The following is a 14322-nucleotide window of genomic DNA, read 5'->3' as shown; positions in this document are numbered from 1 at the left end:
TACGCCCGCGCGGTCAGCCGTGGCTCCACCCGGCACCACAACCCGGCGAGCAGCGCGAAGAAGTCCTCGAACCACCCGTCCCACCGCTCGACATCCCGCTGCACGTCCTCCATGCACGGCTCAACGCATCACGCGGCCAGCAGACACGAAGCTCCCCTGTAGTACCGGGCGTGACCACGGTTGAACTCCTGCTAGTGCTCGGGCTGTTCGCGAGCCCTGCGATGTCATCACGCCACCCGCGACCGAAGAGACCGCGATCGCGACTCACGGCTGTAGTACTGGGCCGAATCCACGGTGGAGAAGGCGTACCGCTATGGCTGCGGCAACACCATCGCACCGCACCTGTACTTCTACGACGACGGCCCGAAGACCAGCCGCCTCTACATCGGCTACCTCGGCCCGCAGATGCGCAACACCCTCACCTGAGGACCTCGGCCGCGCGATCAGTGATCGACCGCGTGCCGCACGAACCGCCCCCAGCCTTCGCGGCCGACCGCGAACGCTGGACGGGTCAGGTCCTTGGAGTCCCTCACGTGGACGGCCTCTTCGGTAGCGGCCACCTCCACGCAGCTGTCGCCCTGGGTGCCGCTGTAGCTGGACTTGAACCACACGAGTTCCGTCGCGCTCATAGCTCTCCTCGCAGTCTCTCCAGCAAGCCCCGCGATTCTTGGGGAGTTAGGGCCTGCGAGCGCAGTGTGTCATAGCGCTGGTGAAGGAGGCTCACCTCTTGTGGACTGCTGATCAGCCGCCCGTTCTGCTGCCCCTCGGAATAGGCAAGTCGCTTCCCCTCCAGCGTTTCCAACAGTTGCAGCGGTCCATCCAAGCACGAGTGCGACTCCGCATCCAGGGGCACCACCTGAAGCGTCACATTCCGCGGTGCACTGTGCTCCAGCGCGTGATCGAGCAGGGTCCGCATGACCTCGCGCCCGCCCAGCCTCCGCCGAAACACCGACTCCTCCACGATGAAACTGAACGGAACGTGCGGCCGCTCGCGCAGCATCCGCTGCCGGTCCAGCCGGGCCGCAACCTGCGCTTCCACGTGCTCGTCCGTCAGCAGTGGGATGCTGTTGTCGAACACGGCCCGCACATACGCCTCCGACTGCAACAGCCCCGGCACCAGCCTGCACTCGTACGTGCACAGGCTCACCGCCCTCTTCTCCAGCCGCGCCCACCGCCGGAACCACGCCGCCAGCCCCGGCTCACCCCGCGACAGGTGCCGGGCCGCCTTCCGCAGGGCGCCCGTGTTCCCCAGGGCCTCCTCCGCCCGTTCCACGAACGCCTCGTCCGGCATCCGCCGGCCCAGCTCCACCGACTCCACCGTGTGCTTGGAGAACCGGACCCGGGTCCCGAACTCGACCCGGCTGAGCCCCGCGTGTTCCCGCAGGGCCTGGACCACCGCCCCGAACGTCCGCAGACTGTCCGACGGGTCCGGCTCACGCTCCCCGTCCCCGCACACCTCGCCCACGTCGCCCACGTCGCTCTCGACCACCGTCATCCGCGGTCACCTCCCCGTACGTACCCGCGGGACCCACCCGCGCCTGACTCACCCAGCGTGACAGCCGGTTCACCGTACCGTCCACCCTGTGTGCCCGTACGCTGACTGCGCGTACGGGGTGCGCCTCTCGCGGCACAGCGTGCGCCACCGCCACCGTGGCCCCATGAACCGCACCACCCCCCACATGGCGGGCCGCACCAGTACCTTCTCCCAGCTGCTGTCCTCCACCCGGCGCGGCGCCCGCCTCGCCCGGCTGCTCGCGATGACGGAACTCCGCACCTGGCACCTCCCAGGCGAAGTCACCGAACGTGCCGAACTGCTGGTGGCGGAACTGGCCGCGAACGCCGTGCGCCACGGCCGGGTCCGGGGCCGCGACTTCCGGCTCCGGCTGCGCATCGCGCCCGCCGCCCCCGCGCCCCTCGTGACCGCCGCCGCCCCGGCACTGCGCATCGAGGTCACCGACGCGCGCGGCGAGCGGCTGCCCACCCCCTCCCGCCCCCTCGCCGACCACCCGGACGGAGGCGGTCACGGCCTGGTCCTCGTCGCCGCGTACGCGGACCGCTGGGGCTGGGAGCCCCATCCCCCGGGAGGGAAGACCGTGTGGGCCGAGGTCGACCTCCCGCCCGGGCGCCACTGACCCCCTCCGGACACACGGCCGGAGGACGCCTTTGATCAAGGAAGGCGCGCCGCCTTGGGCTCGCCCCGGCGGACAGCACCCGGCACCCGCCGGCTACGCCCCCGGGGACGCCGTCCTCACCCGGTCCGCTCGCCCGGGAGGCGATGCCGCCCCGGGACGGCCCGCGCGAGCACGATCCGGAGCCCTGGCAGTCCGGGCCCTCACTGTCGGTGGGGGCCCGTACGCTGGCCGCGAGTGATCCGACCGACCGGAACAAGAGCGAGGGGGGCTCATGCCGACAGCGGACGAATGCCCGGGATACCCGGGATACCCGGAGTTCCGCCTGCGGTTGCCGAACGGCGGGCCGGAGGCGCGCGGGCGTCACACCGACGAGAGGGGGACGAACGGCAGCCGCCGGTTCGCCGTCCTGGCCGGACAGCCCGTCCGCCCGGACGTCGTGCCGTCGTTCCAGCAGGTCCGCTCGGCCCATCGGCTGCGCGAACAGCTCCTCGCGGAAGGCCGGATCACACCGTCGCGGACCTGGCCCGGCTGGCTGGAGACCGCCGGCACGATCACGTTCAACTCCCCGTCCGAGGCGGGCGCCGTCCTCATGGGCAGTGCGGTCAACGGCTGGCTGGTCTGGAAGACGGAGGACGGCAGGCCCCTCGCCGACTTCCTTTCGGGCGCTTCCGGGGGCCCCGACCGCGCCTGGCTCGTCCGCGGCTCCAACGTCACCGGGGTCGACCTCGTGCGGCGCATGTGGCTGCCCGAGGGGCGCGTCAGCCTGGCCGCCGCCCGACTGCGGCAGGGCGTGGCGCCGGGCCTCAGCAAGGAAGAGGTCCGCGTCCTGGTGCGGGAGGACTACGAGGCGACGGCGACGTACAGCCAGAAGCAGGACCTGGTGGAGGAGCTGCACGCGTTCCTGTCCCGGATGAAGCCCGGCGACACGGTGTGCACCATCTCCGGCGGGCGGCTCTATGTCGGGGAGATCACCGGCGCGGTCGAGCAGATCGAGTCCGAGGACCACCGCTCCAACCTGCGCCGCCCGGTGACCTGGCAGGACGAGGGGCATCCGTACGACGAGCTGCCCGAGGCCCTCCAGCAGAAGCTGTCCGCCCAGCACGACGTGGTGGAACTGACCGCCGTGCAGGCCGCCATCGACGGCCTCGGGCTCTCCGACGAGGAGCTGGCCGACGCGGCCGTGGCCGTAGAGCGCGATCCGAGCGTGGAGATCCCCGCGATCCCCGCGATCACCGTGCGGCGGGACCCGGAGCTGCCGGAGCCGACCGACGAGCTGGCCGCCGAACTGCTCGTCCACGAGACGGCGTGGCTGCGCGAGGTGCGGGACCTGCTCGCGGACGACCGGCAGCTCGTGCTGTACGGGCCGCCCGGCACGGGGAAGACGTATCTGGCGCTGAAGCTCGCCGAGTTCCTCGGCGGCGGGCCCGAGCAGGTCAAGCTGGTCCAGTTCCACCCGTCCTACTCCTATGAGGACTTCTTCGAGGGGTTCCGGCCCCAGGAGCACCCCGAGACCGGGGAGGTCGCCTTCCGGCTCACCGCCGGTCCGCTGCGGGAGCTGGCGGACCTGGCCTCCCGCGAGGGCAACCGGCACATCCCGCACTTCCTGATCATCGACGAGATCAACCGGGCCAACCTGGCCAAGGTCTTCGGCGAGCTGTACTTCCTCCTGGAGTACCGGAACAAGTCGGTCCGGCTGACCTACTCCGGTGACGACTTCGCCCTCCCGCCGAACCTGTTCGTCATCGGCACCATGAACACCGCGGACCGCTCCATCGCGCTGGTGGACGCGGCGATGCGCCGCCGGTTCGCGTTCGTGGAGCTGTCCCCGGGGACCGAGCCCACCAGCGGTCTGCTGCGGCGGTGGCTCGACGCACAGGGGAGGGACGCCGAACCGGCCGGCCTCCTCGACGCCCTCAACGCCCGTATCGAGGACCCCGACTTCCGGGTCGGGCCGTCGTACCTGATGAAGAAGGGCGTGTACCGGGACGGCGGGCTGGAGCGCACCTGGCGGACGAAGATCCTCCCCCTGCTGGAGGAACACCACTACGGCGAGGGCATCGACATCGAGAAGCGGTACGGGCTGACGGCGCTGCGCCGGTCGCTGCCGGAGCCGGGCGCGTGACCACGGCCGTCGAACTCGTCGAGCACGCCCCGGCCACCGGGCACACCCTGCCCGACGCGGCCGGCCGGGCCCTGGCCTCGGCCGGGATCGTGGAGGCGTCTCCCGACCCCTACACCCCGGGGCGCTGGCTGCTGCGGGCCGGCAGCAAGGTCGGGGCCGTGGCCGTCGGTGTGCCCGGCGGTGAACCGGTCACCGTCCGCATCACCCCCAAGGTGCCGGTGGGCCGGCTGCTGTTCCTGCTCGGCTACAGCCTCGATCCGACGGGCGCCTGGCGGGACGGGCAGGTCGACGTGGGCGAGCACCGCGACCTGCTGCCCGCGCTCGCCCACGCCGTCGAGCGCCAGGTCGACCGGGCCCTGCGGCGGGGTCCGCTCCAGGGCTACCGCGCGACCGAGGAGAGCGCGCTCGTCGTGCGCGGCCGCATCCGGGAAGCGGACCAGGTCCGGCGCCGTTTCGGGGCTGTGCTGCCCGTCGAGGTCAGGTACGACGAGTTCACCGCCGACATCGCCGAGAACCGCCTCCTGCGAGCGGCCGTCGAACGCCTGCTGCGCCTGCCCGGCATACCGCGGGCCGTGCGCCGCCGGCTGCTCCACCAGCGCTCCCGGCTCGCCGGGGTGAGCCCGCTCGTACGCGGCCGCCGGCCGCCCTCCTGGCAGCCGAGCCGGCTCAACGCGCGCTACCGGCCCGCCCTGCGCCTGGCCCGGGCCGTCCTGGAAGGCTCCTCCCCCGAGCACACCCCTGGCGAACTGGCCATCGACGGCTTCCTGTTCGACATGAACAAGCTCTTCGAGGACTTCGTCACGACCGCCCTTTGCGAGGCCCTGCGCGGCTCCGGCCTCACCTGCCGCCTCCAGGACCCGCACCACCTCGACGAGGCGGACGCGATCCGCATGAGACCGGACTTCGTGGCCTATGACGTGGCCGGCACACCCGCGGTGGTCGCCGATGCCAAGTACAAGGCGGGGAAGCGGGACGGATACCCGGACTCCGACCTCTACCAGATGCTCGCCTACTGCACGGCCCTCGGGCTGCCGGAAGGACACCTCGTCTACGCCAGGGGCAACGCCCCGCACGCCGCCCACACCGTGCGGCACGCGGGGATCCGGCTGCACCAGCACGCCCTGGACCTCGATAGGGATCCGGCCGGACTGCTGGCCGAAATCGGCTCCCTGTCCCGGAAGATGGGCGCTGACCCGCCCGTATGATCGGCCGGTGAGTGTCCGCCCGTGGTGGGGAGTCAGGCCGTGCCGCAGCTCGCTTTCGCCAACAGCTTCTGGGAGAGCTACGACGTCCTGGAACGGCCCGTCAAAGCCGGCGTACGCAAGGCCATGCGGAAGTTCCAGCAGCTGACGGTGCCCGAGCTGCACACGGACAAGGGACTGCACCTGGAATCCGTGCAGAACGCCCGCGACCCGCGCATGCGGACGATCCGCATCAACGACTTCTGGCGCGGCGTGGTCCTCGCGCCCGACGACGGCACCGATGTGTTCCTCCTGGTCAACGTGGTGCCGCACGACGACGCGTACACCTGGGCCGCCAAGCGGCTGTACACGACGAACAAGGCCACCCGCGGTCTTGAGGTGCGCAACGTCACCGCCATCGAGCAGCTGACCCCCGCCCTGGAGAAGGCCGCCGCCCAGGCCCCCCGGCTGCTGTTCGGCCAGTACTCGAACAGCGTGCTGCGGGATCTCGGCATCGACGAGCAGGTGCTGCGGGCGGTGCGGACCGTGATCGACAAGCCGCAGCTGGACGCGTTCGGCACCCTGCTGCCGGAGGACCAGTTCGAGGCGTTGCAGTACCTCGCCGAGGGGTTCAGCCCCGAGGAGGTGTACCGGGACGTCGTGGCGGTGCGCCGGCCCGCGGATCCCGGCCCCGACCCGGACGCCAGCCTCGCCGAGGCCATCGCCAACACCACCAGCCGCATCACCCTGGTGACCGGCGCGGACGAGCTGACCGAGGTCCTGCGGAAGCCGTTCGCGGCCTGGCGGGTGTTCCTGCACCCCTCGCAGCGCCGGGTCGCGTACCGGGTGTCGTACGGCGGCCCGGTACAGGTGACCGGCGGACCCGGCACCGGCAAGACGGTGGTCGCCCTGCACCGGGTGAAGCATCTGCTGTCGCGGTCCCCAGGCACCCGCATCCTGCTCACCACCTACACCAACGCCCTGGCCCAGGCGCTCCGCGAGAACCTGTCCCTGCTGCTCGACGGCGACGAGGCGCTGCTGGCCCGGGTGGACGTCACCACGGTGAACGCCTTCGCGCACCGGATCACGGCCGGGCAGGGCGGCCGGGCACCCGCGCCTGTCGGGGACCGCGAGGAGCGGCAGGTCTGGCAGCGGGTGCTGAAGCGGCTCCAGCTGCCGTGGTCGGAGCAGTTCCTCGCGCAGGAGTACCGGCATGTCGTCCTGGCCCAGGACATCCGGGACCTCGACGGCTACCGCACGGCCCTGCGCCGCGGACGGGGCAGCGCGCTGTCCGCGGCTCGCCGTGAGCAGCTGTGGCCGGCCGTGGAGCTGTTCGAGGCGATCCTGGCCGGGGAGAACACCACCACGCACCTGCGGGTCTGCACACGGGCCGCCCGGCTCCTGGCGGACGGGACGCCGCAGTACGACCATGTGGTGGTGGACGAGGCCCAGGACCTGCACCCCGCCCAGTGGCGGGTGCTGCGCGGCGCGGTCGCGCACGGCAACGACGACCTGTTCATCACCGGAGACCCGCACCAGCGGATCTACGACTCCAAGGTGTCGCTGAGTTCACTGGGCATCTCGGTGACCGGCCGGACCAGCCGGCTGCGGATCAACTACCGCAGCACGGAGGAGATCCTCGGCTGGTCGACGGGCATCCTGGCGCCGGTGGCGGTCGAGGACCTCGGGGGTGCGGGCTCGGACAGCCTCGCCGGGTACCGCTCGGTGCTGCACGGCCGCCGTCCGCGGGCGGAGCGGTCCGGCTCCGAGCAGGCGGAAGTCGAGGCGCTGGTGGAGCGGATCCGCGAGTGGATCGCGCAGGGTGTGCGTCCCTCCGAGATCGGTGTGTGCGCCCGGTTCAACCTGCTGCTGGGCAGGGTGCGCGAAAAGCTGTCGGCGGCCGGCATCCCGGTGGTGCGGGTGCGGGACAACCCGGGTCCGGACGCGGAGGGGGTGCGGCTGGCGACCATGCACGCCATGAAGGGGCTGGAGTTCCGCTGCGTGGCGGTGCTCGGGGTCACGGCCGGCTCCCTGCCGTTCGCCCGCGAGGTCACGCCCGCGTCGGTCGACGCGCTGCAGCACGAGTCCGACCTGCTGCGCGAGCGGTGCCTGCTGTTCGTGGCGTGCACCCGGGCCAGGGAGGCGCTGTATGTGTCCTGGACCGGGGCGTCGAGCCCGTTCCTTCCGCGGGCGGCGGATTCCGCGGCCTGATCCGCCCACCCGCCGCCCGCCCGCCGCCCGGTGGACGGGCGGGGAGGTCAGCCGGTGGGGTCGGCCGGCGGCAGGAGTCCGCCGCTGCCGAGTCCCTCGCGCGCGAGCTCCACCGCCTCACGGCCGAGTTCCGCGAGCTCTCGGATGCGTTCGTCGAAGGCGTCGACCGCCGTGAAGGCACGCCCGTAACGGCGCTGGGCCTCGATGTCCATCTGCGGCACCCGGCCGCTGCGTGCGTCGAAGCGGTAGGTGCCGCTGGCGCTGGTCGAGCGCCTGGTGTTCGCCGAGCTGCGCAGGAACCCCCGCAGGTAGGCGTCGTCCAGCTGGTCGCTCGCCGATCTGAGGTCGTCGTCGCCGCACTCGACCAGACCGGCCCGGGCGAGTTCTCCCACGCTGACCGTGGGCGCCTCAAGCGCCGCGGTTCCCGCCCCTTCCACGAGCACGGGCAGGAGCTCCGCGAGTCCGGCGAGCCGGTCCTCCAGCCGGGCCCTCAGGGCTTCGTACTCGGCCCGGTAGTCGCGGTGCGCCGCGCGCACGTAGCGTCCGGGAGTCAGGTCGACGGCGTCGTCCAGAAGCTCGACCGCCGGGACCTGCGCCACCTGGTGGGGGGCCGGGTCCAGTGGCCCGTCCGGCTGGTTGTCGGTCAGATCCACGAGACGCACGGATCCGGGCGCCGTGCCGGTGGCCGACGGCCGGGTGAGCTCCCACAGATGGACGGGAAGTGCGTGTGAGGCCGCCGAACCCGGGGGCAGGGCGATGAGCCGGGTGAGGACGCCGCGCCGTACGAGTTCGGCCCGGATCCGGCGGCCGGCCTTGCGGTAGGCCACGGAGGCGGGCATCACCATCAGCACCCGCCCGCCGGGCGCGGTGCGGGCGTAGGCGTGCTGGAGCCAGGCCAGCTCGCCTTCCGCCTTGGGGGGTGTACCGAACTCCCAGCGCGTGTCGAGGAGCAGGTCCTCCCGGCCCCATTCGGTGACGGCCACCGGCGGGTCGCAGACCACCAGGTCGGCCCGGACCTCCGGCAGCCGGTCCGCACGGAGGGAATCGCCCGCGGTGACGACGAAAGCCGTGTGTCCGGCGAGGTCTGCGCGGAGCTGAGCGAGGCGGGCCCGGCGGGGGTCCCGTTCCTGCCCGAATCGTTTCGTCTCGGCGGCGGATCCCATGGTGAGCAGGAGGCTGCCGATGCCACAGGAGGGATCCAGCACCGTGGCGCCCTCGCGCAAGCCTCCTCCGTAGTGCCGCACGGCTCGAAGGATCCGCCGCGAGGTGACATGGTCCGAGCCGGACCTGCCTGCCGCATCGGTGATCCTCGCGACCAGCCCTTCGACGACGGCGGCGGCCGAAGCCGCGCGCGCGAGCAGGCCGGCCAGTCCGGCCGCGTCGTCCGGGAGATCCGGCGCGGGCTCGGCACCGGCCAGATGCCGGGCCACGTCGGCGACGGCGGCCACGCTCTCCTCGCCGTAGGCGGCCCGCAGCGCCTGCCAGAGCCGCACCTCGTCGGAGACGCCGTGCCCCTTGTTCTGCCGGTCCAGCCACGCCCGCACCTCGGCGAGGGAGAACAGGGGACTGTTCACACCGCCACCCGCGGGCAGCGGGAAATCGCCGTGGCGTCGACGCCAATTGGAAACCGCTGCCCGTGTCACCCCCGCGAAGCGGGCAAGCTCCGAGCCGGAAACGAGCCGGTCCGGCGAGTCACCGTCCACGTTACCCATACCACGAGCGTACACGACAGCATTGATCGGCGATCTACACAACGCGTTGACATCGTCAACATATCGCTGTGTGAACCAGAAACGCAGTGCGGGGAAAAGCCGCCGGGCGATCTGCCGGCTCCCCCGTCCGCGCGCGCCTCTTCATGTGGTGCGCATCACGTTCCACTCCCGCCGCCCGGACGGGACGCCAGGCGGAAATAAGGTTAGCCTTGCCTCAATTCAAGGGCGCCGGCGCGCCGACGGATCAAGACCACCGCTTCAACCTGTGCCAGATGGGGTCCCGTTGAGCACTCACGCCACCGCCGCCCCTGCCGGGCCCACGGCTGGTGGATCCCGGGGCCGCGATCGTCGCAGCCGGCGGCACGTCGGGCGCCGGCCGGTCGCTCACGCCGCACCTCCTCGGCTCCGGAGTGAGGGAGCGATGAGCCCGTACGGGGTCGGCGGCGGCCACCGGCACACTCCCGAACTCACACAGCACCTCTCCCGCGTGGCCGGCGGGCGCGTGACCGCGCCCTTCACCCCGACGCCGGCTCCCCTGCCGCGGGGCATTCCCGCGAGCCGCTCGGCACGGCTCCGGGCCGGTGCGGCGGCCGACGGGGGCAGCGAACCGACGGCCGAGTACGTCCACGAGAGCAGCGCCTGCACATCACGAACGGGATGGGGACACAGATGGGGACCGCAGTCGCGCGACCGGTCACGGAAGCCGAACCGCTGCCCGGGGCAATGCCCTGGCGCGAGGAGCTCCAAGGCCGCACGGTCGTGGTGAAGTTCGGCGGCAGCGCCATGGTGGAGGGGGCGCTCCTGGAGGCGTTCGCACGGGATGTCGTGGAGCTGCGGCACGCCGGTCTGCTGCCGGTCGTGGTGCACGGCGGCGGCCCGCAGATCAGCTCGATGCTCGACCGGCTCGGCCTTGAGGTCCGTTTCGAGGGGGGCATGAGGGTGACCACCCCGGAGACCATGGACGTGGTCCGGATGGTCCTGACGGGACGGATCCAGCGGGACCTCGTCGGCGTGATCAACGCCCATGGCCCCTTCGCCGTGGGCCTGTCGGGCGAGGACGCCCACACGCTGACCGCCGTACGGCGCCAGGCCTCCGTAGACGGGCGGCTCGTGGACATCGGTCTCGTGGGCGACATCGTGGCCGTGTCGCCGGACACCGTGCGGGCGCTTCTGGACGAGGGGCGCATCCCGGTCGTGTCCCCGATCGCGCGCGGCACGGACGGCCAGGTCTACAACGTCAACGCAGACCTCGCCGCGTCCGCCCTGGCCGCCGCCCTCGGCGCCGACCGGCTCGTGGTGCTGACCGATGTCGGCGGCCTGTACGCGGACTGGCCGCACCGCACGGAGGTGATCGAGCGGCTGACGGCCACGGAGTTGGGCGATCTGCTCCCGGAGCTCGCGAGCGGCATGGTGCCGAAGATGGAGGGCTGCCTTCGGGCTGTGCGGGCGGGCGTCGGCCGGGCCCACGTCCTCGACGGGCGGATGCCGCAGGCCGTGCTGCACGGCCTGTTCTCCGAGAAGGCCCAGGGAACCACGATCGTCCCGGACGGGCCGTCCGACAGCTCCCCCGCCCACCGGGAGGCCCGCGCATGAACGCGGAAGCAGCCACCCCGCCCACTCGGTGCCGGCACACGGCCATGCGGACGGCCGGGGTCGTCGCCGCACCGGCCCGGGGAGAGGCGGGCCCGCTCCCCGCCGGCCTGCGCGACCCCGGGGGCTGACGCCTACAGGGCGCGGGCCAGGACGCGGGCGTTGCGGGCCGGGTCCATGGTGGGGATGTTCGCGTTCGTCAGCCTCGTGGAGAGCATCATGGGCAGTCCGTCCGTCGCTAGAGGGTCTCGGCCAGCACGGCGCCGGCGGGGGTGGCGTCCGGGGCGCCGGTATCCGGGGTGTCCTCGCGCTCGAACCGCCTGGGTGCCGCGGGCACCACCAGCGGCGTGCCGGTCTCCGGGTCGGAGATGATCCGGCAGGGCAGTCCGAAGACGTCCGCCACCAGCTCGGCGGTCATGACGGTCGCCGGATCGCCCTCGGCGGCGATCGTGCCGCCGGGCCGCATCACGACGAGGTGGGTGGCATAGCGGCACGCCTGGTTGAGGTCGTGCAGCACCGCCACGACCGTGTGCCCCCTGCGGGCGTGCAACTCGGCGCACAGGTCGAGCACCTCGACCTGGTGGGCGATGTCCAGGAAGGTCGTGGGCTCGTCAAGCAGCAGGATGGAGGTCTGCTGGGCCAGGACCATGGCCAGCCAGACGCGCTGGCGCTGGCCTCCGGACAGGTCGTCCACCGGCCGGTCGGCGAGTTCGCGTACACCGGTGTGCCGCATCGCCTCCGCGACGGCCTCCTCGTCCTCCGGGGACCACTGCTTGAGCAGTCGCTGGTGCGGATAGCGGCCGCGCGCCACGAGGTCGCCGGCGGTGATGCCGCCCGGCGCGCTGGACGACTGCGGGAGCAGCCCGAGCCGGCGGGCCACTTCACGGGACCGGTACGAGGCGATGGCCTGTCCGTCGAGGTACACCTGGCCGGCCTTCGGCCTGAGCATCCGGGCCAGTGCCTTGAGCAGGGTGGACTTACCGCAGGCGTTCGGCCCGATGATCACTGTGAAGGAGTCGTCGGGGATGTCGACCGCGAGGGAACGCGCCACCTCCCGCCGGTCGTAGGAGAGCGTGAGGTCCTCGGCGCGCAGACGCGGCGCCGGTGTGTTCGGTCCGGTCATGCGCGGCTCCTTCGCGACTCGGTGATCAACAGATGGATGAGGTACAGCCCGCCGATGGTCCCGGTGGCCGTTCCCACCGGGAGGAGCGCGGGCGCGAAGAGGCGCTGCGCGGCCAGGTCGCTCACCGCGAGCAGGAGGGCCCCCATGAGGGCACAGGGCACGAGGCCGGGACCGGGCGAACGGGTCAGCCCCCGGGCCAGTTGTGGTGCGGCAAGCGCGACGAACAGGATGGGCCCGGTCACCGCGGTGGCGAACGCGGCCAGTGCGACGCTGATGGCCAGCAGGGTGGCACGGGTGCGGGTCACGTGGACACCGAGCGCCGTCGCGATGCCGTCGCCCATCTCCACCACGGACAGGCGGCGGGCGAGGAGGAACGCGGGCGGAAGCAGGAGGAGCACGGCCAGGCCGATGGCGTTCGCGTGGACCCAGCCGCGGTTCCCGAGGCTTCCCACCAGCCACGCCTGCGCCTGAAGCGCCTCCTGCCAGCTGGCCCGGGTGATCAGATACGAGTTGAGGGCCAGCAGCAGCGCACTGACGCCGATACCGACGACCACCAGCCGGAACCCCCCCAGGCCGCGCCCGAGCAGCAGCAGGGAGACGGCGGCCGCGGTGGCCAGCCCGCCGGCGAGCGCGCCGAGCGCGATCTGCGTCATGCTGCCGTGCCACACGACGATGACCAGCAGGGCGCCGGTGGCCGAGCCGTTGGTGAAGCCGATGATGTCGGGCGTGCCCAGCGTGTTACCGGTCAGGCTCTGCAGGATCGCCCCGCTCACCGCAAGGGCCGCGCCGACGAACAGGGCGGTCAGCAGCCGGGGCATGCGCAGGGTGTGCACGATGAAGTCAGCGGCCCCGGAGCCGTTGCCGGTGAGGGTCTGGACCACCTCGCCGGCGGACAGTTCGAAGTCACCGGTGGTCAGGGTGGTTCCCACGACCAGGAGGAGCGCGCCGAGCAGGGCGGCCGTCACGGCCAGGACGCGGCCGTGGACACGCAGGGACAGCCCGCCCTTGCGGGTTCGGACGACCCGCCCCGTGACCATCCGGGACGGCGCCGGGGACGCCGGACGGGCGGTGGACGCCGCGGGGGTCGGGCGCGGGTCCGGAGCGGGAGCCCCCGTCTCCCGTGCGGCAGTCACAGCATGACCAGCCTTCGGCGACGACACAGCGCGATGAACAGCGGGGCCCCGAGGAAGGCGGTGACGATGCCGACCTGGATCTCGCCCGGGGCGCCCAGCAACCGTCCCAGGACATCCGCCCCGAGCAGCAGGACGGGGGCGAACAGCATCGAGTACGCGAGCACCCAACGCTGGTCGGTGCCCACCGCGAACCGGGCGACATGCGGAACCACCAGGCCGACGAAGCCGATCGGGCCCGCCGCGGCGGTCGCCGCCCCGCACAGCAGGATGACGGCGAGCAGCCCCAGCGCCCGGGACCGGCCGACGTTCACCCCGAGCGCGCGGCCCATCTGGTCGCCCATGGCCAGGGCGTTCAGGGCGGGAGCGAGGCCGAGCGCGAGCAGCAGGCCCACCACGACGAACGGCAGAACGACGAGCACGACGTCGATGTTCCGGCCGGCCAGAGCCCCGGCGGTCCAGAACCGGAACTGGTCGAACGCGCGCGGGTGCATGAGCAGTACGGCGTAGTTGAGGGCGAAGAGCACCGCCGTCACCGCCGCTCCGGCGACCACGAGGCGGTCCGGGGTCGCCAGGGAGCGTCCGAGGGAGCCCAGCACGTAGACGAGAACGGACGCCAGCGCGGCGCCCAGGAACGCGAACCAGACGTAGCCGAGGACACCGCCCACACCGAGGAAGGCGATGGCCGCGACCACTCCGCTGGACGCGCCGAGGCTCACGCCCAGCAGTCCGGGGTCGGCCAGCGGGTTGCGGGTGAGCGACTGCATGAGCGCGCCGGAGAGTCCGAGGGCCGCTCCCACCAGGAGGCCGAGGAGGGTCCGGGGGATGCGGTACGCGTGGATGATGACCGAGGCCTCCGAGCCGTCGGGCCGCCAGAGCAGGCTCCAGGTCGCGGTGAAGGGGATGCCCCGGGTTCCCACCCACACGCTGAGCAGGCCGACGAGGAAGAGCGCGCCCAGGGTGAGGACGAGTCCCGCCCCGCGGAGCGCGGCCGCGGACCGCCGGGTCTGCTGTGGGGCCGAGGCGTCGGCCCTGCTCCCGGGTTCCGCGTGGACTTCGACCGACAACCGCGACTCCCCCCGTTGGCAGCCCGCATGAGTACGCATCAGTACCCGATGAGT

The 14322-nt window shown here is 72.5% G+C and carries 12 protein-coding genes and 1 pseudogene; 7 read left to right on the top strand and 6 right to left on the bottom strand.

The features are described from left to right. The first annotated feature begins 294 nt into the window (after positions 1–294). The gene (locus SCWH03_RS29680) at positions 295–426 is read left to right on the top strand and encodes a hypothetical protein (protein ID WP_272491111.1); all 132 of its coding nucleotides are present in this window, start codon (positions 295–297) and stop codon (positions 424–426) included. 17 nt (positions 427–443) lie between these two features. Here the strand turns inward: SCWH03_RS29680 and SCWH03_RS22845 are convergent, their stop codons facing one another. Next, a complete protein-coding gene (locus SCWH03_RS22845; RefSeq protein ID WP_173266171.1) occupies positions 444–629 on the bottom strand; it encodes a DUF397 domain-containing protein in 186 nt (61 codons plus the stop codon). Then, on the bottom strand, positions 626–1495 hold the full coding sequence (locus SCWH03_RS22840; RefSeq protein WP_109296460.1) for a helix-turn-helix domain-containing protein: 870 nt from the start codon (positions 1493–1495) through the stop codon (positions 626–628). Before SCWH03_RS22840 ends, SCWH03_RS22845 begins: the two co-directional genes overlap by 4 nt. Before the next feature lie 163 nt (positions 1496–1658). Between SCWH03_RS22840 and SCWH03_RS22835 the strand changes: the two genes are divergently transcribed. From SCWH03_RS22835 to SCWH03_RS22820, 4 genes are all read left to right on the top strand, one after another. Next, a complete protein-coding gene (locus tag SCWH03_RS22835; protein ID WP_173266170.1) occupies positions 1659–2132 on the top strand; it encodes an ATP-binding protein in 474 nt (157 codons plus the stop codon). Between the two features lie 271 nt (positions 2133–2403). Further along, positions 2404–4254, top strand: coding sequence for a DUF4357 domain-containing protein (locus SCWH03_RS22830; protein ID WP_173266169.1), 1851 nt, complete (start codon positions 2404–2406; stop codon positions 4252–4254). Next, positions 4251–5459 carry an McrC family protein gene (locus tag SCWH03_RS22825; protein ID WP_173266168.1) on the top strand — a complete coding sequence of 403 codons (1209 nt, stop codon included), beginning with the start codon at positions 4251–4253 and terminating at the stop codon, positions 5457–5459. The genes SCWH03_RS22830 and SCWH03_RS22825 overlap by 4 nt, the downstream gene beginning before the upstream one ends. A gap of 39 nt (positions 5460–5498) precedes the next feature. After that, the gene (locus tag SCWH03_RS22820; protein WP_173266167.1) at positions 5499–7646 is read left to right on the top strand and encodes a DEAD/DEAH box helicase; all 2148 of its coding nucleotides are present in this window, start codon (positions 5499–5501) and stop codon (positions 7644–7646) included. A gap of 47 nt (positions 7647–7693) precedes the next feature. On the opposite strand, the gene SCWH03_RS22815 is transcribed toward SCWH03_RS22820, so the two are convergent. Next, positions 7694–9358 carry an N-6 DNA methylase gene (locus tag SCWH03_RS22815; RefSeq protein WP_173266166.1) on the bottom strand — a complete coding sequence of 555 codons (1665 nt, stop codon included), beginning with the start codon at positions 9356–9358 and terminating at the stop codon, positions 7694–7696. A 323-nt stretch (positions 9359–9681) separates the two neighbouring features. Between SCWH03_RS22815 and SCWH03_RS29350 the strand changes: the two are divergent. Together SCWH03_RS29350 and argB are read left to right on the top strand one after the other, a co-directional pair. Next, positions 9682–9953 (top strand): annotated as a pseudogene (locus SCWH03_RS29350) (N-acetyl-gamma-glutamyl-phosphate reductase); the annotation flags it as partial. Between the two features lie 74 nt (positions 9954–10027). After that, the gene (gene argB / locus SCWH03_RS22810) at positions 10028–10951 is read left to right on the top strand and encodes an acetylglutamate kinase (RefSeq protein ID WP_254076962.1); all 924 of its coding nucleotides are present in this window, start codon (positions 10028–10030) and stop codon (positions 10949–10951) included. A gap of 235 nt (positions 10952–11186) precedes the next feature. On the opposite strand, the gene SCWH03_RS22805 is transcribed toward argB, so the two are convergent. Genes SCWH03_RS22805 through SCWH03_RS22795 form a run of 3 tightly spaced genes read right to left on the bottom strand, consistent with a single transcriptional unit; the run spans position 11187 to position 14268 of the window. After that, the gene (locus SCWH03_RS22805) at positions 11187–12071 is read right to left on the bottom strand and encodes an ABC transporter ATP-binding protein (protein ID WP_173266164.1); all 885 of its coding nucleotides are present in this window, start codon (positions 12069–12071) and stop codon (positions 11187–11189) included. Further along, a complete protein-coding gene (locus tag SCWH03_RS22800; RefSeq protein ID WP_173266163.1) occupies positions 12068–13204 on the bottom strand; it encodes a FecCD family ABC transporter permease in 1137 nt (378 codons plus the stop codon). Before SCWH03_RS22800 ends, SCWH03_RS22805 begins: the two co-directional genes overlap by 4 nt. Next, on the bottom strand, positions 13201–14268 hold the full coding sequence (locus SCWH03_RS22795; protein ID WP_254076961.1) for a FecCD family ABC transporter permease: 1068 nt from the start codon (positions 14266–14268) through the stop codon (positions 13201–13203). The genes SCWH03_RS22800 and SCWH03_RS22795 overlap by 4 nt, the downstream gene beginning before the upstream one ends. Positions 14269–14322: the final 54 nt, after the last annotated feature.

It is taken from the genome of Streptomyces pacificus (assembly GCF_011766325.1).
Taxonomy (GTDB): Bacteria; Actinomycetota; Actinomycetes; order Streptomycetales; family Streptomycetaceae; genus Streptomyces; species Streptomyces pacificus.
This window is presented reverse-complemented; position numbering and strand designations above follow the sequence as displayed.

Coding starts and splice junctions, on each gene's coding strand:
- SCWH03_RS22845 (WP_173266171.1), bottom strand. CDS start 629: ATGAGCGCGACGGAACTCGTGTGGTTCAAGTCCAGCTACAGCGGCACC.
- SCWH03_RS22840 (WP_109296460.1), bottom strand. CDS start 1,495: ATGACGGTGGTCGAGAGCGACGTGGGCGACGTGGGCGAGGTGTGCGGG.
- SCWH03_RS22835 (WP_173266170.1), top strand. CDS start 1,659: ATGAACCGCACCACCCCCCACATGGCGGGCCGCACCAGTACCTTCTCC.
- SCWH03_RS22830 (WP_173266169.1), top strand. CDS start 2,404: ATGCCGACAGCGGACGAATGCCCGGGATACCCGGGATACCCGGAGTTC.
- SCWH03_RS22815 (WP_173266166.1), bottom strand. CDS start 9,358: ATGGGTAACGTGGACGGTGACTCGCCGGACCGGCTCGTTTCCGGCTCG.
- argB (WP_254076962.1), top strand. CDS start 10,028: ATGGGGACCGCAGTCGCGCGACCGGTCACGGAAGCCGAACCGCTGCCC.
- SCWH03_RS22805 (WP_173266164.1), bottom strand. CDS start 12,071: ATGACCGGACCGAACACACCGGCGCCGCGTCTGCGCGCCGAGGACCTC.